This is a genomic window from Pseudomonas oryzae (genome assembly GCF_900104805.1).
In the GTDB taxonomy this organism is placed as follows: Bacteria; Pseudomonadota; Gammaproteobacteria; order Pseudomonadales; family Pseudomonadaceae; genus Geopseudomonas; species Geopseudomonas oryzae.
Map to the genome: position 1 here is coordinate 43,797 of NZ_LT629751.1, position 24,815 is coordinate 68,611.

Genomic DNA, 24,815 nt, shown 5'->3' on the forward strand with positions numbered 1-24,815 from the left:
GGGAGGCGCCTGATAACGCGAAGACCATGGCTCTACTGCAGATTGCCGAACCGGGGCAGAGTCCTCAGCCGCACCAGCGTCGCCTGGCGGTGGGGATCGACCTTGGCACCACCAATTCCCTGGTCGCCGCCGTGCGCAGCGGCCGTACTGCGCCGCTGCCGGACGAGCAGGGGCGGGTCATCCTGCCCTCCGCGGTGCGCTACCTGGCCGATGGTCTCGAGGTCGGCCACGCCGCCGTGGCGGCCGCCGCCCGCGATCCGCTGAACAGCGTCATCTCGGTCAAGCGCCTGATGGGGCGCGGCCTGGCCGACGTCAAGCAGCTCGGCGAGCAGTTGCCCTACCGCTTCGTCGCCGGCGATTCGCAGATGCCGTTCATCGACACCGTGCAGGGGCCGAAGAGCCCGGTGGAGGTTTCCGCCGACATCCTGCGTGCCCTGCGCGAGCGTGCCGAGGCGACCCTCGGTGGCGAGCTGGTCGGCGCGGTGATCACCGTGCCGGCCTACTTCGACGACGCCCAGCGCCAGGCCACCAAGGACGCCGCGCGCCTGGCCGGCCTCAACGTGCTGCGCCTGCTCAACGAACCAACCGCCGCGGCGGTGGCCTACGGCCTGGACAAGGGCGCCGAAGGCGTGATCGCCATCTACGACCTGGGCGGTGGCACCTTCGACATCTCCATCCTGCGTCTGACCCGCGGCGTGTTCGAGGTGCTGGCCACCGGTGGCGACAGCGCCCTGGGTGGCGACGATTTCGACCACGCCATCGCCGGCTGGATCATCGAGCAGGCCGGGCTGTCCGCCGATCTCGATCCGGGCGCCCAGCGCCACCTGCTGCAGGTCGCCTGCGCGGCGAAGGAGGCGCTGACCGACGCCGACAGCGTCGCTCTCGCCCATGGCGACTGGTCCGGCGTGCTGAGTCGCGCGCAGTTCGACGCGCTGATCGAGCCGCTGCTGGCGCGCAGCCTGAAGGCCTGCCGCCGCGCGGTGCGCGACGCCGGCATCGAGCTGGAGGAGGTCGAGGCGGTGGTCATGGTCGGCGGCTCGACCCGCGTGCCGCGCGTGCGCGAGGCGGTGGGCGCGCTGTTCGGGCGCACGCCGCTGACCGACATCAACCCCGACGAGGTGGTGGCCATCGGCGCCGCCATCCAGGCCGACACCCTGGCCGGCAACAAGCAGGGCGAGGAGCTGTTGCTGCTCGACGTCATCCCGCTGTCCCTGGGTCTGGAGACCATGGGCGGGCTGATGGAGAAGGTGATCGCCCGCAACACCACCATCCCGGTGGCACGCGGCCAGGAGTTCACCACCTACAAGGATGGCCAGACGGCCATGATGGTCCACGTGCTGCAGGGCGAGCGCGAGCTGGTCAGCGACTGCCGCTCGCTGGCGCGCTTCGAGCTGCGCGGCATCCCGCCGATGGTCGCCGGCGCGGCGAAGATCCGCGTGACCTTCCAGGTCGACGCCGACGGCCTGCTCAGCGTCTCCGCCCGCGAGCTGAGCTCCGGGGTCGAGGCCAGCGTGCAGGTCAAGCCGTCCTATGGCCTCAGCGACGGCGAGATCGCCCGCATGCTGCAGGACTCCTTCGCCCATGCCGGCGACGACAAGGCCGCCCGTGCCCTGCGCGAGCAGCAGGTCGAGGCCGAGCGCCTGCTCGAGGCCGTGCAGGCCGCGCTGGCCGCCGATGGCGAGCGCCTGCTGGAGGCCGGCGAGCGTGCGCTCATCGATCAGGAGATGCAGGTGCTGCGCGAGCTGAACGCCGGCAGCGACCCTGCGGCCATCGAGCGGCAGATCCGCCGTCTCAGCCAGGTCACCGACCCCTTTGCCGCCCGGCGCATGGATGCTGGCATCAAGGCCGCCCTGGCCGGGCGCCAGCTCAACGAAATCGAGGAATAAGCCATGCCGCAGATCGTCTTCCTGCCCAACGCCGAGCATTGCCCGGAAGGTGCGGTGGTCGAGGCCAAGACCGGCGAAACCATCATCGAGGCCGCGCTGCGCAACGACATCGAGATCGCGCATGCCTGCGAGATGTCCTGCGCCTGCACCACCTGTCATGTGATCGTGCGCGAGGGCTTCAACTCCCTCGAGCCGTCCGACGAATTGGAGGATGACATGCTGGACAAGGCCTGGGGTCTGGAGCCGGAATCGCGGCTGTCCTGCCAGGCGCGCGTCGGCAACGAGGATCTGGTGGTGGAGATTCCCAAGTACACCATCAACCAGGTCAACGAAAGCCACTGACGCGGGAGCTGCACCATGAGCCTGAAATGGACCGATGTGCTGGAAATCGCCATCCAGCTCGCCGACAGCAAGCCGGACGTCGATCCGCGCTACGTCAACTTCGTCGACCTGCACAGCTGGGTGATGGCTCTGCCCGAGTTCGCCGACGACCCGCAGCGCGGCGGCGAGAAGGTGCTCGAGGCCATCCAGGCCGCCTGGATCGAAGAACTCGACTGAGTCTGCGTGCGGGCCGAGTGCCCGCACGCCCCGCCCCGAGTCGTCAGGCACCGGCCCGCAGCGCCGGTGCTTTGCCGACGACGACCGCCCTGTGCGGCGGTACGCATTTCACACGAACCCGCGTATAATCCGCCGGTTCAATTTATCGGACCCCTTGGACGTTGCCGCCGATCGCCGGAGGCGCCGTGCAAGGGGTTGACTTTCACCACTGCCCACCGGAGTTTTTTCCATGGCCCTGCAACGCACCTTCTCCATCATCAAGCCCGACGCCGTTGCCAAGAACGTGATCGGCGAAATCACCACCCGTTTCGAGAAGGCCGGCCTGCGCGTCGTCGCTTCCAAGATGGTCCAGCTGTCCGAGCGCGAAGCTGCCGGCTTCTACGCGGAGCACAGCGAGCGTGGCTTCTTCAAGGATCTGGTTGCCTTCATGACTTCCGGTCCGGTCATCGTCCAGGTGCTGGAAGGCGAAGACGCCGTCCTGAAGAACCGCGAGCTGATGGGCGCCACCAACCCGAAGGACGCTGCTCCGGGCACCATCCGCGCCGACTTCGCCGTCTCCATCGACGAGAACGCCGTGCACGGTTCCGACTCCGAGGCTTCCGCTGCCCGCGAGATCGCCTACTTCTTCTCCGCCACCGAGCTGTGCGCACGCATCCGCTGATCACGGTTGAGCGAGGGTGAATCCATGACCGAAACCACCGGCAAAGTGAACCTGCTGGGCCTGACCCAGCCGCAACTGGAACAGTTCTTCGAGTCCATCGGCGAGAAGCGCTTCCGTGCCGGCCAGGTGATGAAATGGATTCACCACTTTGGCGCCGAAGACTTCGACGCCATGACCAATCTCGGCAAGGCCCTGCGCGAAAAGCTCAAGGCCTGTGCCGAGATCCGCGGTCCCGAGATCGTCAGCCAGGACATTTCCAGCGACGGCACCCGCAAGTGGGTGGTGCGCGTGGCGTCCGGCAGCTGCGTCGAGACCGTGTACATCCCTCAGGCCGGGCGCGGCACCCTGTGCGTGTCCTCGCAGGCAGGCTGCTCGCTGGACTGCAGCTTCTGCTCCACCGGCAAGCAGGGCTTCAACAGCGACCTGACCAGCGCCGAGATCATCGGCCAGGTATGGATCGCCAACAAATCCTTCGGCACCGTGCCGGCCAAGATCGACCGCGCCATCACCAACGTGGTGATGATGGGCATGGGCGAGCCGCTGCTGAACTTCGACAACGTGGTCGCCGCCATGAACATCATGATGGACGACCTCGGCTACGGTATCTCCAAGCGCAAGGTGACCCTGTCCACCTCGGGCGTGGCGCCGATGATCGACGAGCTGGCCAAGGTGATCGACGTGTCCCTGGCGCTGTCGCTGCACGCGCCCAACGACGAGCTGCGCAACCAGCTGGTGCCGATCAACCGCAAGTATCCGCTGGCCGTCGTGCTCGACGCCTGCAAGCGCTACATCTCCGGTCTCGGCGAGAAGCGTGTGCTCACCGTGGAGTACACCTTGCTCAAGGATGTGAACGATCAGCCTGAGCATGCTGCGCAGATGATCGCACTCCTCAAGGATTTTCCTTGCAAGATCAATCTGATTCCGTTTAATCCGTTCCCCCACTCCGGTTACGAACGGCCAAGCAACAACGCCATTCGCCGCTTCCAGGACCTGCTGCACCACGCCGGCCACAATGTCACCGTACGCACCACCCGCGGCGACGACATCGACGCCGCCTGTGGCCAGCTGGTTGGCCAGGTGATGGACCGCACCCGCCGCAGCGAGCGCTACATCGCCGTGCGCCAGTTGGACAGCGAAGGCGAGCAGCCCCGTTCTGCCGCACCTGGAAACTGACGAGGGAGTCTGTGCATGTTGTTGCGAACCACCATGTTCCTGTTGCTGGGCGGTCTGCTGGGCGGCTGTGTGTCCACCGGCCCGCAGGATCCGATGAAGACCGAGGACGGGCGCAAGGCGGCACGTGACGCCTACGTGCAGCTCGGCATCGGCTACCTGCAGAAGGGCAGTCCGAGCCAGGCCAAGGTACCGCTGAAGAAGGCCCTCGAGATCAACAGCTCGGATGCCGATGCGCATGCAGCCCTCGCCCTGGTGTTCCAGGCCGAGAAGGAACCCAAGCTGGCCGACGAGCACTACCGCCAGGCGCTGTCCTCGCGACGTGACGATGCCCGCATCCTCAACAACTACGGCAGCTTCCTCTACGAGCAGCAGCGCTATCCCGAGGCCTACGAGCGCTTCCAGCAGGCGGCGGCGGACAACCTCTACGTCGAGCGCCCGCGGGTGTTCGAGAACCTCGGTCTGACCGCCCTGCAGATGAACCAGCGCCAGTTGGCCATGGAGCACTTCGACAAGGCCCTGCGCCTGGATCGCAACCGTCCGCGCGCCCTGCTGGCGATGGCCCAGCTGTCCTACGAGGATCGCCAGTACGTGCCGGCGCGTGGCTACTACGAGCGTTTCCTCGCGCTCAAGGCGCCGCAGGATGCCCGCAGCCTGTTGCTCGGCGTGCGGCTGGCCAAGGTGTTCCAGGACCGCGACCGGGCGGCCAACTTCGGTATGCAGCTGCAGCGCCTGTACCCCGGCACGGCTGAATACCAGCAATATCTCGCGGAGCAGAAATGAGCATGTCGCACAGCGAAGCCGTCGCCGCCCAGTCGCGCGCCAATCCCGGCGAGACCCTGCGCCTGGAGCGTGAGAAGAAGGGCTGGCAGGTGGCCGAAGTCGCCGCCCAGCTCAACCTGAGCCCGCAGTCGCTGGCTCAGCTGGAGGCCGGCCAGTTCGACCGCCTGCCCGGCCACACCTTCGCGCGCGGCTACGTGCGCGCCTACGCCAAGCTGCTCGGCCTCGACCAGCCGACGCTGGTCGAGGCCTTCGACCGCTACACCGGCACCGACGCCACCGGCAGCACCGTGCAGAGCCTCGGCCGCATTCCCGAACCGCTGCGCCTGTCACGCACCGTGCTGCGTCTGGTCAGCGTCGTGCTGCTGCTCCTGCTGCTGGTACTCGGCTACTTCTGGTGGCAGGAGCGCCCGGAACGCCTGGCCGATCTCGGCGTGTTCGGCCTCAAGCACATCGAGGTGGAAAGCGCCGACGGCACCACCGAGCTGCATCCCCTCGACGAGCCGGAAGACCAGGCCGTGGCCGCCGCCTTGCAGGGCAGCGAGCCGGCACCGGTCGAGATCGCTCCGGAGGAAGCCGGCCAGCCGCCGGCTGCGGCCGCGCCTGGCGAGGCAGTGTCCGCGGACGCCGTGCCGGGCAGCGCCGCGCCGGCCACCGTCGAGGCGCCGGCCCCGAGTCTGCCGGCCGCGACCGCCGGTGCTCCCGCTGTCCCGCTGGCCGCGCCTGCGCCTGCCAGCGCCGCGCCCCAGGCCGCGCAGCCCGCCGAACCGGCTGCTGCCGCGCCGGCCACCCCGAGCGAGCCGACGCCGGCGGCACGCGAGGGCGAAGGCCTGGTGCAGGTCAGCTTCAGCGCCGACTGCTGGACCCAGGTTACCGACGCCAACGGCCGCGTGCTGGTGAGCACCGTCAAGCGCGCCGGCGAGAGCCTGCAGGTCGCCGGCAAGGCGCCGCTCGAGCTGCGTCTGGGCAATGCCCGTGGCGCCGAGGTGCGCTACAACGGCGAGGCGGTCGAGCACCGCAAGAACATGACTGCCAGCGGCACTGCCCGCATCACTCTGGGCCAGTAACATGCACTGCCATTCCCCGATTCAGCGCCGCAAGTCGCGGCAGATCCGCGTCGGCTCGGTACTGGTCGGCGGCGATGCGCCGATCTCGGTGCAGAGCATGACCAACACCGACACCTGCGACGTGGCCGCCACCGTGGCGCAGATCCGCCGCCTGGAAGACGCCGGCGCCGACATCGTGCGCGTCTCGGTGCCGGACATGGACGCCGCCGAGGCCTTCGGCCGCATCAAGCAGCAGGTCAAGGTGCCGCTGGTCGCCGACATCCACTTCGACTACCGGATCGCCCTGCGCGTCGCCGAGCTGGGTGTCGACTGCCTGCGCATCAACCCGGGCAACATCGGCCGCGAGGACCGCGTGCGTGCGGTGGTCGACTGCGCCCGCGACAAGGGCATCCCGATCCGCATCGGCGTCAATGCCGGCTCGCTGGAGAAGGACCTGCAGAAGAAGTATGGCGAGCCGACTCCCGAGGCTCTGGTCGAGTCCGCCCTGCGCCACGTCGACTACCTCGACAAGCTCGATTTCCAGGAGTTCAAGGTCAGCGTCAAGGCCTCCGACGTGTTCATGGCGGTCGGCGCCTACCGCCTGCTCGCCGGGCAGATCGAACAGCCGCTGCACCTGGGCATCACCGAGGCCGGCGGCCTGCGTTCCGGCACCGTGAAATCCGCGGTGGGCCTGGGCATGCTGCTCGCCGAGGGCATCGGCGACACCATTCGCGTGTCGCTGGCCGCCGATCCGGTCGAGGAAATCAAGGTCGGCTTCGACATCCTCAAGTCGCTGCGCCTGCGCTCGCGCGGCATCAACTTCATCGCCTGCCCGAGCTGCTCGCGGCAGAACTTCGACGTGGTGAAGACCATGAACGAGCTGGAGAGCCGCGTCGAGGACCTGCTGGTGCCGCTCGACGTGGCGGTGATCGGCTGCGTGGTCAACGGCCCGGGCGAGGCCAAGGAGGCCCACGTCGGCCTCACCGGCGGCACGCCCAACCTGGTCTACATCGACGGCAAGCCGGCGCACAAGCTGAACAACGACAATCTGGTGGACGAGCTGGAGAAGCTGATCCGTCAGAAGGCGGCGGAGAAGGCTGCGGCCGACGCCAGCCTGATCGCCCGCAGTTAAGGAATCCGCGTGAGCAAGAACATCCAGGCCATCCGTGGCATGAACGACATCCTGCCGGAGCAGACCCCGCTCTGGCGCTATCTCGAGAACAGCGTCGCCAGCCTGCTCGACGGTTATGGTTACCGGCAGATCCGCATGCCGATCGTCGAGTTCACCGACCTGTTCAAGCGCTCGATCGGCGAAGTCACCGACATCGTCGAGAAGGAGATGTACACCTTCGACGACCGCAACGGCGACTCGCTGACCCTGCGCCCGGAAGGCACCGCCTCCTGCGTGCGCGCAGTGCAGGAGCATGGCCTGATCGGCGGCGGCCAGCCGCAGAAGCTGTGGTACATCGGCCCGATGTTCCGTCACGAGCGCCCGCAGAAGGGCCGCTACCGCCAGTTCCACCAGATCGGCGTGGAGCTGTTCAACTTCGACGGCCCGGACGTCGACGCCGAGCTGATCGTGCTGACCTGGCGCCTGTGGGGCGTGCTGGGGATCCGCGACGCCGTGCAGCTGGAGCTCAACAGCCTGGGCAGCAGCGAGGACCGCGCGCGCTACCGCCAGGCGCTGGTCGAGTACCTCTCCGCGCGCTTCGAGCAGCTGGATGAAGACAGCCAGCGCCGCCTGTCCAGCAACCCGCTGCGCATCCTCGACAGCAAGAGCCCGGATACCCAGGCGCTGCTGGTCGAGGCGCCGAAGCTGGCCGACTACCTGTCCGAGGAGTCGCGCGTGCACTTCGCCGGGCTCAAGGCGCGCCTGGATGCCGCCGGCATCCCCTACGTGCTCAATCCCAAGCTGGTGCGCGGCCTCGACTACTACGGCAAGACCGTGTTCGAGTGGACCACCGACCAGCTCGGCTCGCAGGGCACCGTGTGCGCCGGCGGCCGCTACGACGGTCTGGTCGAACAGCTCGGTGGCAAGCCGACTCCGGCGGTGGGCTTCGCCATGGGCGTCGAGCGCCTGGTGCTGCTGATCGAGACCCTCGGCAAGGTGCCGGCCGAACTGGCCCGCCAGGTGGATGTCTATCTGGCCGCCTTCGGCGAGGCCGCCGAGCTGGCCGCGCTGCAGCTCTCCGAGCAGCTGCGCGACGCCGTACCGGGCCTGCGCCTGGTGGTCAATGCCGGCGCCGGCAGCTTCAAGAGCCAGCTGAAGAAGGCCGACAAGAGCGGTGCGCTGTTCGCCCTGATTCTCGGCGAGGACGAGCTGAACCAGCAGGTGGTCGGCGTCAAGCCGCTGCGTGGCGACGCCGCCCAGCAAACCATTGCCTGGGATGCGCTGCCCGCGCATCTCGCGGCTTGCCTGGCGCAAGCCTGAACCTGAACAGATCTAGGGAGTGACCGCGGTGACCTCGCGTACCGAAGAAGAAGAACTGGCGGTGATCAGGGAGTGGTGGCAGCGCAACGGCAAGCCGCTGCTCACCGGCGGTGCACTGGCCCTGGCCGGTGTGTTCGGCTGGCAGGCCTGGCAGAACCATGAGAGCAACCAGGCCTACGGCGCCTCGGCGCTCTACCAGCAGCTGGTGGATGTCACCCTCAGCAATCCGCTCGAAGTGGATGCCGCCAAGGCCAGCGACCTGGCCGGCAAGCTGAACCAGGACTTTGCCGGCAGCCACTACGCCCAGTACGCCAGCCTGCTGCTGGCCCGCGTGGCGGTGGACAACGGCCGTCTCGACGACGCCGCCAGCGAGCTGCGCAAGGTGCTCGACAAGCCGGCTGACGCCACCCTCGGCGAGGTCGCCCGTCAGCGCCTGGCGCGGGTGCTCGCTGCCCAGGACAAGACCGAGGAGGCGCTGGCCCTGCTCGCCGGCGACGCCGCGGCAGCCTTCGTCGCCAGTCGCGAGGAGCTGCGCGGCGACCTGCTGGCCAAGCTCGGCCGCCAGGGCGAGGCGCGCAGTGCCTACGAGAAGGCGCGCGCCGCGCTGCCGGAGGATGCGGGCCTCGGGGCCCTGCAGATCAAGCTGGACGATTTGGCCGACGGGGAGGCCTGATGATGCGCTGGATTCATGCGGTAATGCTGGCCTCGGCGGTGCTCGCCACCGGTTGCAGCAGCTCCGGCAGCAAGGAGTTGCCGCCGGCCGAGCTGAGCAAGTTCACCGAGGAAGTGCAGCTCGAGAAGCAGTGGAGCCGCTCCATCGGCGAGGGCCAGGGCGAGACCTGGAACCAGCTGGAGCTGGCCGCCGAGGGCGACACCCTGTTCGCCGCCGATGTCGAAGGTCTGGTGGTGGCGATGAACCGCGAGAGCGGTGACGTGCTGTGGAAGACCGAGCTGGACAAGCCGGTGTCCGGTGGCGTCGGTGCCGGCTACGGCCTGGTGCTGGTCGGCACCCTCAGGGGCCAGGTGATCGCCCTCGATAGCGTCAACGGCGAAGTGAAGTGGCGCGCCGCGGTCGGCAGCGAGGTGCTGTCCGCCCCGGCGAGCAACGGCGACGTGGTGGTGGTGCAGACCCAGGATGACCATCTGGTCGCCCTCGATGCCGCCAGCGGCGAACGTCGCTGGAGCTACGAGAGCACCCCGGCGGTGCTGACCCTGCGCGGCACCGGTGCTCCGGTGGTGACCAACCGCCTGGTGGTGGCCGGCCTGTCCAGCGGCAAGGTGATCGCCCTCGACGCCCAGCGCGGCATCCCGGTATGGGAGCAGCGTGTGGCTGTGCCGCAGGGGCGTTCCGAACTGGAGCGCATGGTCGACATCGACGGTGGCCTGCTGCTGTCCGGCGGCACCCTGTACGTGGTGACCTACCAGGGCCAGCTGGCTGCCCTCGACCTGCAGAGCGGCCGCCCGCTGTGGCAGCGTCAGGCCTCCAGCTACGTCGGCGTGGCCCTCGGCTTCGGCAACGTCTACCTTAGCCAGGCCAGCGGCAGCGTCGAAGGCATCGACGAGCGCTCGACCTCGGCGCTGTGGAGCAACGACGCCCTGGCCCGTCGCCAGCTGACCACCCCGGCGGTGTTCTCCAGCAACGTGGTGGTGGGTGACCTGGAAGGTTACCTGCACCTGCTGAGCCAGGTGGACGGTCGTTTCGTCGGCCGCGTGCGCGTCGACAGCGACGGCCTGCGCGCCCGCCCGCTGGTGGTCGGTGAGTGGCTGTACGCCTACGGCAACAGTGGCAAGCTGGTGGCTTACACCATCCGCTGAAGGCACCGCCGGGAGGCGGTGCGTAACCTATATCGGCCGCTGCACCTACACTGCAGCGGCCGTTGTGTTTTTTCGAATTAAGTGGAGAGCCGCATGGTTCCCGTGATCGCTCTGGTAGGACGGCCGAACGTCGGCAAGTCCACCCTGTTCAACCGCCTGACCAAGACCCGCGACGCCATCGTCGCCGACTACGCCGGCCTGACCCGCGACCGCAAGTACGGCGAGGCCAAGTGGCAGGGGCGTACCTACATCGTCATCGACACCGGGGGCATCTCCGGCGACGAGGAGGGCATCGACGCCAAGATGGCCGAGCAGTCGCTGCAGGCCATCGAGGAAGCCGACGCCGTGCTGTTCATGGTCGACTCGCGCGCCGGGATGACCGCCGCCGACCAGATGATCGCCGAGCACCTGCGCAAGAACAACAAGCGCACCTTCCTGGTCGCCAACAAGGTCGACACCGTCGATCCGGACATCGCCCGCGCCGAGTTCAGCCCGCTGGCCATCGGCGACGCCTTCCCGGTCGCCGCCGCCCACGGTCGCGGCGTCAACGCCCTGCTGCAGGCCGCCCTGGGCGAGTTCCCCAAGGACGAGGGCGAGGAAGACGAATTCGCCGTCGAAGGTGAAGGCGAGGAGGGCGCCGCCCCGGCCGAGCCCAAGCAGCGCATCCCCGGCCCGGACGAACACTCCGGGATCAAGATCGCCATCATCGGCCGCCCCAACGTCGGCAAGTCGACCCTGGTCAACCGCATGCTCGGCGAGGAGCGGGTGATCGTCTACGATCAGGCCGGCACCACCCGCGACAGCATCTACATCCCCTTCGAGCGTGACGACGCCAAGTACACCCTGATCGACACCGCCGGCGTGCGCCGTCGCGGCAAGATCTTCGAGGCGGTGGAAAAGTTCTCGGTGGTGAAGACCCTGCAGGCGATCCAGGACGCCAACGTGGTGATCTTCGTCATGGACGCCCGCGAAGGCGTGGTCGACCACGACCTCAACCTGCTCGGCTTCGTGCTGGAGACCGGCCGCGCACTGGTCATCGCCCTCAACAAGTGGGACGGCATGGACAGTCACGAGCGTGACCGGGTCAAGACCGAACTGGAGCGGCGCCTGCAGTTCGTCGACTTCGCCGACATCCACTTCATCTCCGCGCTGCACGGCACCGGCGTCGGCCACCTGTACAAGTCGGTGCAGGAGTCGTTCCGCTCGGCGGTGACCCGCTGGCCGACCAGCTACCTGACCCAGATCCTCGAGGATGCGGTCAGCACCCACCAGCCGCCGCTGGTCAATGGCCGCCGGATCAAGCTGCGCTATGCCCACCTCGGCGGCGCCAACCCGCCGCTGATCGTGATCCACGGCAACCAGGTCGACGCGGTGCCGCGTGCCTACTCGCGCTATCTGGAGAACACCTACCGGCGGGTGCTCAAGCTGGTCGGCACGCCGATCCGCATCGAGTTCAAGGGCGGCGAGAACCCCTACGAGGGCAAGAAGAACACCCTCACCGTCCGCCAGGTGAACAAGAAGCGCCGGCTGATGAGCCACCACAAGAAGGCCGAGAAGAAGAAGAAGGACAAGCGCCGCTGAGGCTCTGTCCCGCAGTGAAAGACGCCGCCGGCCCGCAAGGGCGGCGGCGTTTTTCGTGGGCTGGCGCGATTTTGTAGGGTGGACAACTCGCGCAGCGATTGTCCACCGGCGCCCTGCCAGATCGGTGGACAAGGCTGCGCCGTTGTCCACCCTACGCTTCAGCGCTGCTCTTTCAGCCAGCGCAGCACGCCCAGCCCGGCGGCGCGGCCGCTGGCGAAGCAGGCGGTGAGCAGGTAGCCGCCGGTCGGCGCCTCCCAGTCGAGCATCTCGCCGGCGCAGAACACCCCCGGCACTTCATTCAGCATCAGCTGGGCGTCCAGCGCCGCGAACGGCACGCCGCCGGCGCTGCTGATCGCCTCGTCCAGCGGCCGGGTACGGACCAGCTCCAGCGGCAGTACCTTGATCGCGCTGGCCAGCCGCTCCATGTCCTGGAAGGTGGTGGCGTCGGTCAGCTCGCGCAGCAGGCCGGCGCGCACGCCGTCGACGCCGAGGCCGGCCAGGTGGCGGGCCATCGAGCGCGAGCCGCGCGGCTTGTTCAGCGCGGCGAGTACCTGTTCGCCGGATCGGTTGGGCAACAGGTCGAGATGGACGACGGCGCGGCCCGCGTTGTTGATCTGTTCGCGGATCGCTGCCGACAGCGCGTAGATCAGGCTGCCTTCCACGCCCTTGTCGGTGACCACGAACTCGCCCTGGCGCGGCGCCTGGCCATCCAGGCGGAGCGCCACCGGCTTGACCGGCGCGCCGGCGAACTTGCCGGCGAACAAGGCGCTCCAGCCGGCCACCTCGAAGCCGCAGTTGCTCGGCTGCAGCGGCGCCACCGCGACGCCGCGCTGCGCCAGCAACGGCACCCAGGCGCCGTCCGAACCCAGGCGCGCCCAGCTGCCGCCACCGAGCGCCAGCACCGTGGCATCGGCCTGCACCCGCCGCTCGCCCTCGCTCGTGGCGATGCGCAGCGCACCGGACGCGTCCCAGCCCAGCCAGCGCGCGCGGGTGTGCAGCGCAACGCCCGCCTCGCGCAGGCGCCTGAGCCAGGCGCGCAGCAGCGGCGCGGCCTTCATGTCGGTGGGGAACACCCGCCCGGAGCTGCCGACGAAGGTGTCGATGCCCAGGCCATGGATCCAGGCGCGCAGCGCGTCGGCGTCGAAGTCCTCCAGCAGGCGGCCGATCTCGGCGGCGCGTGCACCATAGCGCTGGATGAAGGCCGGCTTGGGTTCGGCATGGGTGATGTTCATGCCGCCGACCCCGGCGAGCAGGAACTTGCGGCCCAGCGAGGGCATGGCGTCGAACAGCTCGACCTGCGCGCCACCGGCGGCGAGCACTTCGGCGGCCATCAGGCCGGCGGGGCCGCCGCCGATCACGGCGACGCGAGGGGAAACGGTAGGCGTGGAGCTGGACATGGCGGACGGCGGACAGGGAAACGGGGCCGGCATTCTAGCAGCAGGCCGTCGTGCCGATGCAGCGGCGCCCAGCTCGCCTGGCCCAGCGGTGCGCACGGCGCACCCTCCCGTACGGGGCCTGCGCCGCGCGCACCGGCCAACCTACAACACTGCGATCCAGCCGCCGCGCCGCGCGATGCGCCAGGCGCAGGCGCCGAGGATCAGGCTGCGCAGTGCCATGAAGGCGAGGAAGGCCAGCCACAGCCCGGCGTTGGCCAATTCCTGCAGCCACCAGGCCAGTGGCAGGGCGAGGGCCAGCGCCAGCAGCATGGCGTCGCGCATCTCCCGCGCCCGGGTGGCGCCGATGAACAGGCCGTCGAGCAGGTAGCTCCACACCGCCAGCAGCGGCAGGGCGGCGAGGAACGGCAGATGGGCGTGGGCGATGGCGCGCACCGCGGCGATGTCGGTCTGCAGGCCGACGAACCAGGTGCCGGCGAGCAGGAAGAAGGCAGCGAAGGCGAGGCTGGCGAGCAACGACCAGAGCCCTGCCACCCACAAGCTGCGGCGCAGCGCCAGGCGGTCGCGCGCGCCCAGGGCGTGGCCGCACAGCGCCTCGACGGCATGGGCCAGGCCATCGAGGGCGTGCGCGGTGAGCAGCAGACCGTTGAGCAGCAGGGCATTGGCCGCCACCGTGGCGTCGCCCAGGCGGGTACCCTGCACGGTCATCAGGAAGAACACGCTCTGCAGCGCCAGGGTACGCAGCAGGATGTCGCGGTTGACCGCCAGCAGCGGTCGCCAGGCGGCCCAGCGGCGCAGCGCCGGCCAGTCGGCACGGCCGGCGTATTCGCCCAGGCGGCGGCGGGCGAGCCAAAGGCCGAGCAGCGCGCCGCTCCACTCGGCGAGCACCGAGGCCCAGGCGGCGCCGGCCACGCCCCAGCCGAGGCCGAGCACGAACCACAGGTCGAGCGCGACGTTGAGCAGGTTGGCGACGAGCAGCATGGCCAGCGGCGCGCGGGCGTTCTGGCTGCCGAGCAGCCAGCCGATCAGCGCGTAGCTGGCCAGCGCGGCGGGCAGGCCGAGCAGGCGGATGTGCAGGTAGTCGCGGGCCAGGGCATCCAGTTCGGCGCCCGGCTGCATCAGGCCGAGCAGCGCCGGGAGCAGCGGCAGCGCCAGCAGGCTGCACAGCAGGGCCAACAGTCCGGCCAGCAGCAGGCCCTGGATCAGCAGGGTGCGCAGCGCGCCGCCGTCGCCGCGCCCGCTGGCCTGGGCGGCGAAGCCGGTGGTGCCCATGCGCAGGAAGCCGAAGGTCCACACCAGCAGGCTGTACAGGCTGCCGCCGACCGCGGCGGCGCCGAGCTGGTGGGCGTGCGGCAGGTGGCCGACCACCGCGCTGTCGACCAGCGCCACCAGCGGCACCGACAGGTTGGAGAGGATCATCGGCCCGGCCAGCGCCCACACCCGGCGCTGGGTGGGGGCGTGGCGCCAGGCGTCGCGCCAGCTCTCAACCACGACGGATCAGCCACACCCCGGCGACGATCAGCACCAGGCCGGCGACCTTGCCCAGGCTCAGCGACGACTGCGGAAAGCCGGCCCAGCCGAAGTGGTCGAGCACCACGGCAGCCGTCAGCTGGCCGGCGAGGATCAGCGACATGAACAGCAGGGCGCCGATGCGCGGCGCGGCGAAGGCAGCGCTGACCACGAACAGTACGCCGAGCAGGCCGCCGGTCCAGTGCCACCAGCTCAGCCCGCGAAACGGCGTCAGGCTCGTGGGCAGCTCGCGCTGGGCGAGGGTGATGAACAGCAGGGCCAGGCTGCCGACCACGAAGGAGATCAGCGAGGCGGCCAGCACGCTGTCGATGCGCTGCGCCAGCTGGGCGTTGACCCCCGCCTGCACGGGCATCATGGCGCCGGAGAGCAGCGGCAGGGCGAGCAGCAGCCAGCTGGGGAAGGACATGGGCGACTCCAGGGCGGATGGTAGGGCGCCATAGTATGCCGCAATCCGCCCTCTGCACCGCGCTGCGCAGCCTGCCTGGCGGGCGTCCGGCGCGAGCGTTGCCGGGGCGGATGCCTGGCGCACTGGAAGGCCCGGCAGGCTGGTCTATGGTTAAGACGTTACAGGTCGCCCGGTCGGCCCGGGCGATCTTTCCCTGCCTGATGAGGAGCGCACGATGGACATGAACCGTCGGCAATTCTTCAAGGTCTGCGGTGTCGGCCTGGGAGCCTCGAGCCTGGCGGCTCTGGGCATGGCGCCACCGCCGGCCTACGCCGAGACGATCCGCCACTTCAAGCTGGCCAGCACCCGCGAGACCCGCAACACCTGCCCGTACTGCTCGGTCGGCTGTGGCCTGATCATGTACAGCCGTGGTGATGGCGGCAAGAACGTGGTCCAGGAAATCATCCACATCGAGGGCGACGCCGACCACCCGGTCAACCGCGGCACCCTGTGCCCGAAGGGCGCCGGCCTGCTCGACTTCGTGCACAGCCCCAACCGCCTCAGATACCCCGAGGTGCGCGAAGCCGGCAGCAACGCGTGGAAGCGCATCGGCTGGGACGAGGCGCTGGAGCGCATCGCCCGGCTGATGAAGGATGACCGCGACGCCAACTTCGTCGAGCGGAATGCGAGCGGGCAGACGGTCAACCGCTGGCTGACCACCGGCTTCCTCGCCGCCTCGGCGTCCTCCAACGAAGCGGGCTACATCACCCACAAGGTGGTGCGTTCGCTGGGCATGCTGGCGTTCGACAACCAGGCGCGTGTCTGACACGGCCCGACGGTGGCAGGTCTTGCCCCGACGTTTGGCCGTGGCGCCATGACCAATCACTGGTCCGACATCAAGAATGCGGACCTGGTTTTGATCATGGGCGGCAACGCCGCCGAAGCCCACCCCTGCGGCTTCAAGTGGGTGACCGAAGCGAAGGCGCACAACAAGGCGCGCCTGATCGTGGTCGACCCGCGCTTCAACCGTTCCGCCTCGGTGGCCGACCTGTACGCGCCGATCCGCACCGGCACGGACATCGCCTTCCTCGGCGGGCTGATCAACTACCTGCTGGAGAACGACAGGATCCAGCACGAATACGTGCGCAACTACACCGACCTGGCGTTCGTGGTGAAGGAGGGCTTCGCCTTCGCGGACGGCCTGTTCAACGGCTACGACGCGGACAGGCGCGGCTACCCGGACAAGTCCGCCTGGGGCTACGAGATCGGCGCGGACGGCTACGCGATGGTCGACCCGACCCTCAGCCATCCGCGCTGCGTCTACAACCTGCTCAGGCAGCACTACAGCCGCTACACCCCGGAGCTGGTCAGCAGCATCTGCGGCACGCCGCAGGAAACCATGCTCAAGGTCTGGGAGGCCATCGCCGAAACCTCGGCGCCCGGCAAGGCGATGACCATCATGTACGCCCTCGGCTGGACCCAGCACAGCGTGGGCTCGCAGATGATCCGTACCGGTGCCATGGTGCAGTTGCTGCTCGGCAACATCGGCATGCCCGGCGGCGGCATGAACGCCCTGCGCGGCCACTCCAACATCCAGGGCCTCACCGACCTGGGCCTGCTGTCGAACCTGCTGCCCGGCTACCTGACCCTGGCCGGCGACGCCGAGCAGGACTACGCCGGCTACATCGCCAAACGCACGCAGAAACCGCTGCGCCCGGGGCAGCTGTCCTACTGGCAGAACTACGAGAAGTTCCACGTCAGCCTGATGAAGGCCTGGTTCGGCAAGGCCGCCACGGCGGAGAACGACTGGGCCTACCACTGGCTGCCCAAGCTGGACGTGCCCGGCTACGACGTGCTCAAGGTGTTCGACATGATGTTCCAGGGGCAGATCAACGGCTACTTCTGCCAGGGCTTCAACCCGATCGCCGCCTTCCCCAACAAGGCCAAGGTCGGCGCGGCGCTGGCCAGGCTCAAGTACCTGGTGATCATGGACCCGCTGGTCACCGACACCTCGGAGTTCTGGCGCAACGCCGGCGAGTTCAACGACGTCGACACGGCGAGCATCCAGACCACGGTGTTCCGCCTGCCGACCACCTGTTTCGCCGAGGAGGACGGCTCCCTGGTCAACAGCGGACGCTGGCTGCAGTGGCACTGGAAGGCCGCCGAACCGCCGGGCGAGGCGCGCACCGACATCGCCATCATGGCCGGGCTGTTCCACCGTCTGCGCGAGCTGTACCAGAAGGAGGGTGGCGCCTTCGCCGCGCCGATCCTTAATCTCGACTGGTCCTACTTGCGCCCGGATGAGCCGGGGCCGGACGAACTGGCCCGCGAGTTCAGCGGCAAGGCGCTGGCCGACGTCTCGGATCCTGCCAGCGGCGCCGTGCTGGCCAGGGCCGGCGAACAGCTGGCCGGTTTCGCCCAACTGCGCGCCGACGGCACGACCGCCAGCGGCTGCTGGATCTTCAGCGGCAGCTGGACGCAGGCCGGCAACCAGATGGCGCGGCGCGACAACGCCGACCCCTACGGCATGGGCCAGACCCTCGGCTGGGCCTGGGCCTGGCCGGCCAACCGGCGCATCCTCTACAACCGCGCCTCGGCCGATCCTTCGGGCCGGCCGTGGGATCCGGTGAAGAAGCGCCTGGTGTGGTGGAACGGCAAGAGCTGGGGTGGCACCGACGTGCCCGACTTCAAGGCCGACTCGGCACCGGAAGACGGCATGAACCCGTTCATCATGAACCCCGAAGGGGTGGCGCGCTTCTTCGCCGTCGACCGGATGGCCGAAGGGCCGTTCCCCGAGCACTACGAGCCGTTCGAGACGCCGATCGGGCGCAACCCGCTGCATGGCAACGCCCAGGCGGTGAGCAATCCGGCGGCACGGGTGTTCAAGAACGACCTGGAGCTGTTCGGCAAGGCGGAGGAATTCCCCTACGCCGCCACCACCTACCGGCTCACCGAGCACTTCCACTACTGGACCAAGCACTGCCGGCTCGCCGCCATCACCCAGCCCGAGCAGTTCGTCGAGATCGGCGAAACGCTGGCGAAGGAGCTGGGCATCAAGGCCGGCGACCGCGTCAGGGTGTCCTCCAACCGCGGCTACATCAAGGCGGTGGCGGTGGTGACCAAGCGCCTGCGGCCGCTGACGGTGGACGGCAAGATCGTGCACCACGTCGGCATCCCGATCCACTGGGGCTTCACCGGGGTGGCCAAGAACGGCTTCATCACCAACACCCTGACGCCCTTCGTCGGCGACGGCAACACGCAGACGCCGGAGTTCAAGTCGTTCCTCGTGAACGTGGAGAAGGTGTGACATGGCCAGCCAAGACATCATCGCCCGTTCCGCCACCACCACGCCGATGCCGCAGGTTCGCCAGGTCGGCGAGGTGGCCAAGCTGATCGATACCTCCAAGTGCATCGGCTGCAAGGCCTGCCAGGTGGCCTGCTCGGAGTGGAACGAGCTGCGCGACCAGGTCGGCGGCAACGCCGGCACCTACGACAACCCCAACGACCTCAGCGCCGACTCCTGGACGTTGATGCGTTTCACCGAGTACGAGAACCCCGGAACCGGCAACCTCGAATGGCTGATCCGCAAGGACGGCTGCATGCATTGCGCCGACCCCGGCTGCCTCAAGGCCTGTCCAAGCCCGGGAGCGATCGTCAAGTACGCCAACGGCATCGTCGACTTCAACCAGGACAAGTGCATCGGCTGTGGCTACTGCATCACCGGCTGCCCGTTCGACATCCCGCGCATCTCGCAGAAGGACCACAAGGCCTACAAGTGCACCTTGTGTTCCGACCGCGTGGCCGTGGGCCTGGAGCCGGCCTGCGTGAAGACCTGCCCGACCGGCGCCATCGTGTTCGGCAGCAAGGAGGACATGCAGGTGCATGCCGCCGGGCGCATCGCCGACCTCAAGGAACGCGGCTTCGACCAGGCCGGGCTGTACGACCCGGACGGCGTCGGCGGCACCCACGTGATGTACGTGCTGCACCACGCCGATCAGCCGTCGCTGTACGCGGGACTGCCCGATCAGCCGGTGATCAGCCCGCTGGTCAGCCTGTGGAAGGGCATCGCCAAGCCGCTGGCGCTGCTGGCCATGGGCGCCACCGTGCTGGCCGGTTTCTTCCACTACGTGCGGGTCGGGCCGAACAAGGTCGACGAGGAGGAGGACCCCGGCGAGCCGACGGTACATCAGGTCGATCCGTCGGTGCACGTGGTGGATCCGAACAAGCAGCCCTGAAGCTGGGCAGCACACTCACGCATCCCCCTCTCCCCGCGGGGAGAGGGTCGGGGTGAGGGGGCCGGCGCCACGCCGACTTCTTCCGGGAGCCAAGCATGAAACACGAGATCCAGCGCTACACCCCTTCGGAGCGGTCCAATCACTGGGCCGTGGCCATCCTGTTCGTCCTCGCCGGGCTGTCCGGGCTGGCGCTGTTCCATCCGGCACTGTTCTGGCTGTCCGGGCTGTTCGGCGGCGGGGTGTGGACGCGCATCCTGCACCCCTTCCTCGGCCTGGCGATGTTCGCGCTGTTCCTGATCATGGCGCTGCGCTTCGCCCACCATAACCGCCTGAACGCCAACGACCGCCAGTGGCTCGGCCAGATGGGCGATGTGCTCAACAACCGCGAGGACAAGCTGCCGGAAGTCGGCCGCTACAACGCCGGGCAGAAACTGCTGTTCTGGGTGCTGGTGCTGTGCATGCTGGTGCTGCTGGCCAGCGGCATCGTCATCTGGCGGCAGTACTTCGGCCATGTGTTCGGCATCGAGCTGATCCGCCTGGCCGCGCTGGCGCATGCCCTGGCGGCCTTCGTGCTGGTCACCAGCATCATCGTGCACGTCTACGCCGCCATCTGGGTCAAGGGTTCGGTGGGCGCCATGCTCACCGGCAAGGTCAGCCGCGCCTGGGCGCGCAAGCACCATCCGGGCTGGTTCAAGGAGATCGGCCGCAAGTAGGCCAGCGGTGCGCATGGCGCACCCTACGGCGGGGCAATCCACTGCGTAGGGTGCGCCGTGCGCACCATCGCTGGCCAACCCTGTGACCACGGGCAATGCCGCAGACGTGCATGCCCGAGCCGGGTAGGGTGGACAACGACCGCAGGTCTTGTCCACCAGGCCCAGGGGCGGACGTGCAATCCCGCCCTCAACGTCTACGCTTCCTTTCAGGCCCCGAAAAATCACAACAAGCCCAGAAGGAGTCCTGCGTGTCAGGCACCATTCTCGAGCCCGGCCAGATCGCCGCCGCCGCCAGCAAGCCCGCGTTTCTCCAGTTGCCGCCGCGCAACCTGTTCGCCCTGCGCGCCGAACGCCTCGCCCATCTCGCCGAGGGCCATGCGCTGGGCGATTACCTGCGTCTGCTCGCCGCCGTGTGCCGCGCCCAGCAGCAAGTTCTGGATGCGCCGCCTGCACTGCAATCCCCCGATCCCGAGCGCTGCGCCCAGGCCATCGCCCACGGCATGCCGCCGCTGGCTGCCGACAGCCTGGTGCGCGAAGACGCCTGGCTGGCGCTGCTCGACGCCTGGCTGGCCGCCTTCGTGCCGCCCGAGCCGGCCAATCCGGCGCTGGATGCCGCCCTCGACCAGCTGCGTGGCGCCGCCGCCGGCCAGCGCAAGGCCTGGGGCGTGGCGCTGCTCGATGGTCAGTTCGCCAGCGTGCCGGCCGGCGTGGCGCCCTTCGTCGGCGCCGCCCTGCAACTGGCCTGGAGCCACTGGCTGCTCGGCCTCGACCTGTCCGCCGTCGTCGAGGTCGAGGACCAGCAGACCTGTCCGGCCTGCGGCGCTCTGCCGGTGGCCGGGGTGATCCACGGCCAGGGTTCGCGCAACGGCCTGCGCTACCTGGTCTGCTCGCTGTGCGCCTGCGAATGGCACTACGTGCGTCTCAAGTGCAGCCACTGCCGCAGCACCAAGCGCCTCGATCATCTGCACCTCGATCACTCGCCGCATGGCGTGCGCGCCGAGGCTTGCCCGGAGTGCCGCCACTACCTCAAGCAGCTCTACCTGGAGCTGGAGCCGGCCGGCGAGGCGCTGTCCGCCGACCTGGCCAGCCTCGACCTCGACCTGCTGCTGGACGGCGCCGGCTACCTGCGCCAGGCGCCCAACCTGCTGCTGATCCCGGGGGGCGAGGGATGACCGCCCTGCGCCTGCCCTCGGTGGACAGGCTGCTGCGCAGCCCGGCGGTGGAACCGCTGCAGCGCCGCTATGGCCGTGAGGCGCTGCTCGCCACCCTGCGCGACCTGCTCGACGAGCTGCGCGAGCCGGCCCGCCATGGCCAGTTGGCGGAGGTCGAACTCTCCGAGGCGGTGCTCGCCGGGCGCGTCGGCGAGCGTCTGGCCGCGCGCCACCAGAGCCGTGTGCGCCGGGTGTTCAACCTCACCGGCACCGTGCTGCACACCAACCTCGGCCGCGCCCTGCTGCCTCAGGCAGCGATCGACGCGGTGGTGGAGGCCGCGCGCTATCCGCTCAACCTCGAGTACGACCTGGCCAGCGGCCGGCGCGGCGACCGCGACGAGCTGGTCGAGGGCCTGCTGCGCGAGCTGACCGGCGCCGAGGCGGTCACCGTGGTCAACAACAACGCCGCCGCCGTGCTGCTGGCGCTGGCCGCGCTCGGCGCGCGCAAGGAGGGCATCATCTCGCGCGGCGAGCTGATCGAGATCGGCGGCGCCTTCCGCATCCCCGACATCATGGCCCGCGCGGGAGTGAAGCTGGTCGAGGTCGGCACCACCAACCGCACCCATGCGCGCGACTACCAGGCGGCCATCGGTCCGCGCAGCGGCCTGCTGATGCGTGTGCACACCAGCAACTACTGCGTGCAGGGCTTCACCGCCAGCGTGGCCACCGGGCAGCTGGCGGCCATCGCCCACGGCCACGGCCTGCCGCTGCTCGAGGACCTGGGCAGCGGCACCCTGGTCGACCTGACCCGCTGGGGGCTGCCGGCCGAGCCGACCGTGCAGGAGGCGCTGGCCGCCGGCGCCGATATCGTCACCTTCAGCGGCGACAAGCTGCTCGGCGGCCCGCAGGCGGGGATCATCGTCGGCCGGCGCGAGCTGATTGCCAAGATCAAGAAGCATCCGCTCAAGCGTGCCCTGCGCGTCGACAAGCTGACCCTCGCCGCGCTGGAGGCGGTGCTCGGCCTGTACCGCTATCCCGAGCGTCTCGCCGAGCGGCTGCCGACCCTGCGCCTGCTCAGCCGCCCGCAGGCGGAGATCCGCGCCCAGGCCGAGCGCCTGGAGCCGCAGCTGCAGGCCGCCCTGGGGCCGAGCTGGCAGGTGAGCGTCGCGGACGCGCTGGGCATGATCGGCAGCGGCGCCCAGCCGGTGGCGCGTCTGCCCAGCGCCGCGCTGTGCCTGCGTCCCGTGCAGCCCAGGCGCCTGCGCGGCCGCGCCCTGCGCCAGCTGGAGGAGGCGCTGCGCCTGCTGCCGCTGCCGGTGATCGGCCGTCTCGACGACGACGCCCTGTGGCTCGACCTGCGCCAGCTCGACGACGAGCCGGCCTTCGTCGCCCAGCTGGCGCAACTGGCCGGAGTCGCGTCGTGATCGTCGGCACTGCCGGGCACATCGACCACGGCAAGACCGCGCTGCTGCGCGCGCTGACCGGGACGGCCGGCGACCGCCGCCGCGAGGAGCGCGAACGCGGCATCACCATCGATCTGGGCTACAGCTATGCGGATCTGGGCGATGGTGCCTTGACCGGTTTCATCGACGTGCCCGGCCACGAGCGCTTCGTGCACAACATGCTGGCCGGGGCCGGCGGCATCGACTGCGTGCTGCTGGCGGTGGCCGCCGACGACGGGGTGATGCCGCAGACCCGCGAGCACCTGGCCATAGTCACGCTGCTCGGCATTCCGCGCGCCCTGGTGGCGCTGACCAAGAGCGATCGCGTCGAGCCGGCGCGCCTGGCACAGGTGGAGCAGCAGGTGGCCTGCCTGCTGGCCGACGGCCCCTATGCCGAGGCTCCGCTGCTGCCGGTGTCCAGCGTCAGCGGCGCGGGCCTGGAGGCGCTGCGCGCGGCGCTGCTCGCCGAGGCGCGGGCGGTGGCGGCGCGCGCCGCCGACGGCCATTTCCGCCTGGCCATCGACCGCGCCTTCAGCGTCGCCGGCGCCGGCGTGGTGGTTACCGGCACCGCGCTGGCCGGGCGGGTGGCGGTGGGCGACGAGCTGCTGCTCAGCCCGAGCGGGCGCCGCGTGCGGGTGCGCGGCCTGCATGCGCAGAACCGCGAGGCCATGGCCGCCTGCGCCGGCCAGCGGGTGGCGCTGAACCTCGCCGGCGAGCGGCTGGCCGTTGAGCTGCTGCATCGCGGCGACTGGCTGCTCGGCGCCGCACTGCACGCGCCGACCACGCGCATCGATATCGACCTGCGCCTGCTGCCCGGCGAGGCGCGCGCACTGCCGCACTGGACCCCCGTGCACGTGCATCTGGGCGCCGCCGATGTCACCGGCCGGGTCGCCTTGCTCGAGGGCGACAGCCTGGCACCGGGGGCGCGGGCGTTCGCCCAGCTGGTGCTCAACGCGCCGCTGCACGCCGTGCACGGCGACGCGCTGGTGCTGCGCGATCAGTCGGCGCAGCGCACCCTGGGCGGCGGGCGGGTGCTCGACCCGTTCGCCCCGGCCCGCCAGCGGCGCACGCCGCAGCGCCTCGCCCAGCTCGCCGCGCTGCGCGCCGGCGGCCTGGAGCAGGCGTTGCCGCAGTTGCTGGAGACGGCGCTCGACGGCATCGACCCGCAGGCGCTGGAGCGCCAGTTCAACCGCCCGCGCGCGTTGTGGCGGATGCCGGCGCGGGTGCTGGAGATCGCCACCCGCGGCGGTCTGCGCCTGCTTCCCGAGGCGCGCTGGCTGGCGCTCGGCGAGCAGCTGCTGGCGGCGCTGGCGCGCTTCCACGAAGAGCAGCCCGACGAACTCGGCCCCGACCGCGACCGTCTGCGCCGCTACGCCTTCGCCGAACTGGAGCGGCCGCTGTTCGTCGCCCTGCTCGACCAGGCGCTGGCGCGCGGCAGCGTACAGGCCAGCGGTCCCTGGCTGCACCTGGCGGCGCATCGCGTGCAGCTCGGCGAGAGCGACGAGAGACTGCGCACGCAGATCTGGCCGTTGCTGCTGGAGGGCGGTTTCGATCCGCCCTGGGTGCGCGAGCTGGCGGCGGAGCTGAACGTGGAGGAGGGGGCGATGCGCCTGCTGCTGCGCAAGCTGGCGCGTCTCGGCCTGCTGCAACAGGTGGTCAGGGATCTGTTCTATCCGCTGGAAACCCTGCAGCAGCTGGCGCAGGTGGTCTTGCAGCTGGAGGCGCAGATGGGGATGATCCGGGTCATCGACTTCCGCGACCGCCTCGGCATCGGCCGCAAGCGCTGCGTGCAGATCCTCGAGCACTTCGACAGGGTCGGTCTGACCCGGCGCTGCGGCAACGAGCGCCGGGTGCGGCACGACAATGCGCTGGCCCAGGTATCCCGGCCGGTCGCCGCATGAGTTACCGCCGCGTGCCCTGCGCACGCCGCCCGCGAGACACGGAAGGCAATCGCGCCCGGTGGCGCGGCCGGGCTTCAAACCCGGTTGGGGACGGCAGCCGTTCCCGGGTGAGTTCGACTCTCACTGCCTTCCGCCA

General features: G+C 69.6%; 21 protein-coding genes and 1 tRNA gene. 19 read left to right on the top strand and 3 right to left on the bottom strand.

Features of this window, described 5'->3' with window-relative positions; all coding sequences use genetic code 11:
• The first annotated feature begins 26 nt into the window (after nt 1-26).
• From hscA to der, 12 genes are all read left to right on the top strand, one after another.
• Nucleotides 27-1,886 carry a Fe-S protein assembly chaperone HscA gene (gene hscA, locus BLT78_RS00235; RefSeq protein ID WP_090347056.1) on the top strand — a complete coding sequence of 620 codons (1,860 nt, stop codon included), beginning with the start codon at nt 27-29 and terminating at the stop codon, nt 1,884-1,886.
• Between the two features lie 3 nt (nt 1,887-1,889).
• Nucleotides 1,890-2,228, top strand: coding sequence for an ISC system 2Fe-2S type ferredoxin (gene fdx, locus BLT78_RS00240; RefSeq protein WP_090347057.1), 339 nt, complete (start codon nt 1,890-1,892; stop codon nt 2,226-2,228).
• 15 nt (nt 2,229-2,243) lie between these two features.
• Nucleotides 2,244-2,444, top strand: coding sequence for a Fe-S cluster assembly protein IscX (gene iscX / locus BLT78_RS00245; RefSeq protein ID WP_090347058.1), 201 nt, complete (start codon nt 2,244-2,246; stop codon nt 2,442-2,444).
• Nucleotides 2,445-2,673: 229 nt separating this feature from the next.
• Entirely contained in the window at nt 2,674-3,105 is a 432-nt protein-coding gene (gene ndk, locus BLT78_RS00250) for a nucleoside-diphosphate kinase (protein WP_090347059.1), read from the top strand.
• Nucleotides 3,106-3,129: 24 nt separating this feature from the next.
• Nucleotides 3,130-4,278, top strand: a complete 1,149-nt coding sequence (gene rlmN / locus BLT78_RS00255; protein ID WP_090347060.1) for a 23S rRNA (adenine(2503)-C(2))-methyltransferase RlmN — start codon at nt 3,130-3,132, stop codon at nt 4,276-4,278.
• A 15-nt stretch (nt 4,279-4,293) separates the two neighbouring features.
• Nucleotides 4,294-5,058, top strand: coding sequence for a type IV pilus biogenesis/stability protein PilW (gene pilW / locus BLT78_RS00260; RefSeq protein ID WP_090347061.1), 765 nt, complete (start codon nt 4,294-4,296; stop codon nt 5,056-5,058).
• Nucleotides 5,055-6,122 carry a RodZ domain-containing protein gene (locus BLT78_RS00265; protein ID WP_090347062.1) on the top strand — a complete coding sequence of 356 codons (1,068 nt, stop codon included), beginning with the start codon at nt 5,055-5,057 and terminating at the stop codon, nt 6,120-6,122. The genes pilW and BLT78_RS00265 overlap by 4 nt, the downstream gene beginning before the upstream one ends.
• A 1-nt stretch (nt 6,123) precedes the next feature.
• The gene (ispG, locus tag BLT78_RS00270; RefSeq protein ID WP_090347063.1) at nt 6,124-7,233 is read left to right on the top strand and encodes a flavodoxin-dependent (E)-4-hydroxy-3-methylbut-2-enyl-diphosphate synthase; all 1,110 of its coding nucleotides are present in this window, start codon (nt 6,124-6,126) and stop codon (nt 7,231-7,233) included.
• A gap of 9 nt (nt 7,234-7,242) precedes the next feature.
• On the top strand, nt 7,243-8,532 hold the full coding sequence (gene hisS, locus BLT78_RS00275) for a histidine--tRNA ligase (protein ID WP_090347064.1): 1,290 nt from the start codon (nt 7,243-7,245) through the stop codon (nt 8,530-8,532).
• A 28-nt stretch (nt 8,533-8,560) separates the two neighbouring features.
• Nucleotides 8,561-9,205 (top strand): YfgM family protein, encoded by a 645-nt coding sequence (locus BLT78_RS00280; protein WP_090352054.1) that lies wholly within the window; start codon nt 8,561-8,563, stop codon nt 9,203-9,205.
• Nucleotides 9,205-10,347 carry an outer membrane protein assembly factor BamB gene (gene bamB, locus BLT78_RS00285; RefSeq protein ID WP_090347065.1) on the top strand — a complete coding sequence of 381 codons (1,143 nt, stop codon included), beginning with the start codon at nt 9,205-9,207 and terminating at the stop codon, nt 10,345-10,347. Before BLT78_RS00280 ends, bamB begins: the two co-directional genes overlap by 1 nt.
• Nucleotides 10,348-10,440: 93 nt before the next feature.
• Nucleotides 10,441-11,928 carry a ribosome biogenesis GTPase Der gene (gene der / locus BLT78_RS00290; protein WP_090347066.1) on the top strand — a complete coding sequence of 496 codons (1,488 nt, stop codon included), beginning with the start codon at nt 10,441-10,443 and terminating at the stop codon, nt 11,926-11,928.
• Between the two features lie 158 nt (nt 11,929-12,086).
• On the opposite strand, the gene BLT78_RS00295 is transcribed toward der, so the two are convergent.
• The 3 genes from BLT78_RS00295 to BLT78_RS00305 all read right to left on the bottom strand — a co-directional run bounded on the left by BLT78_RS00295 (nt 12,087) and on the right by BLT78_RS00305 (nt 15,258).
• Nucleotides 12,087-13,358, bottom strand: a complete 1,272-nt coding sequence (locus BLT78_RS00295; protein WP_090347067.1) for a BaiN/RdsA family NAD(P)/FAD-dependent oxidoreductase — start codon at nt 13,356-13,358, stop codon at nt 12,087-12,089.
• Nucleotides 13,359-13,466: 108 nt separating this feature from the next.
• A complete protein-coding gene (locus tag BLT78_RS00300) occupies nt 13,467-14,813 on the bottom strand; it encodes an MATE family efflux transporter (RefSeq protein ID WP_231975663.1) in 1,347 nt (448 codons plus the stop codon).
• Complete coding sequence (locus BLT78_RS00305) at nt 14,806-15,258, bottom strand: DMT family transporter (RefSeq protein WP_090347068.1); 453 nt, start codon at nt 15,256-15,258, stop codon at nt 14,806-14,808. Before BLT78_RS00305 ends, BLT78_RS00300 begins: the two co-directional genes overlap by 8 nt.
• Nucleotides 15,259-15,472: 214 nt before the next feature.
• On the opposite strand from BLT78_RS00305, the gene fdnG reads away from it, so the two are divergent.
• The 7 genes from fdnG (at nt 15,473) to BLT78_RS00345 (ending at nt 24,815) form a co-directional block, all read left to right on the top strand.
• The gene (gene fdnG, locus BLT78_RS00315; protein WP_157719451.1) at nt 15,473-18,544 is read left to right on the top strand and encodes a formate dehydrogenase-N subunit alpha; all 3,072 of its coding nucleotides are present in this window, start codon (nt 15,473-15,475) and stop codon (nt 18,542-18,544) included.
• Between the two features lies 1 nt (nt 18,545).
• Nucleotides 18,546-19,472 (top strand): formate dehydrogenase subunit beta, encoded by a 927-nt coding sequence (fdxH, locus tag BLT78_RS00320; protein ID WP_090347071.1) that lies wholly within the window; start codon nt 18,546-18,548, stop codon nt 19,470-19,472.
• 95 nt (nt 19,473-19,567) lie between these two features.
• On the top strand, nt 19,568-20,185 hold the full coding sequence (locus tag BLT78_RS00325) for a formate dehydrogenase subunit gamma (RefSeq protein ID WP_090347072.1): 618 nt from the start codon (nt 19,568-19,570) through the stop codon (nt 20,183-20,185).
• A 248-nt stretch (nt 20,186-20,433) separates the two neighbouring features.
• Complete coding sequence (gene fdhE / locus BLT78_RS00330) at nt 20,434-21,357, top strand: formate dehydrogenase accessory protein FdhE (protein ID WP_090347073.1); 924 nt, start codon at nt 20,434-20,436, stop codon at nt 21,355-21,357.
• Nucleotides 21,354-22,760, top strand: coding sequence for an L-seryl-tRNA(Sec) selenium transferase (gene selA / locus BLT78_RS00335; protein ID WP_090347074.1), 1,407 nt, complete (start codon nt 21,354-21,356; stop codon nt 22,758-22,760). The genes fdhE and selA overlap by 4 nt, the downstream gene beginning before the upstream one ends.
• Nucleotides 22,757-24,679 (top strand): selenocysteine-specific translation elongation factor, encoded by a 1,923-nt coding sequence (gene selB / locus BLT78_RS00340; protein WP_090347075.1) that lies wholly within the window; start codon nt 22,757-22,759, stop codon nt 24,677-24,679. The genes selA and selB overlap by 4 nt, the downstream gene beginning before the upstream one ends.
• A gap of 40 nt (nt 24,680-24,719) precedes the next feature.
• Nucleotides 24,720-24,815, top strand: a tRNA-Sec gene (locus tag BLT78_RS00345).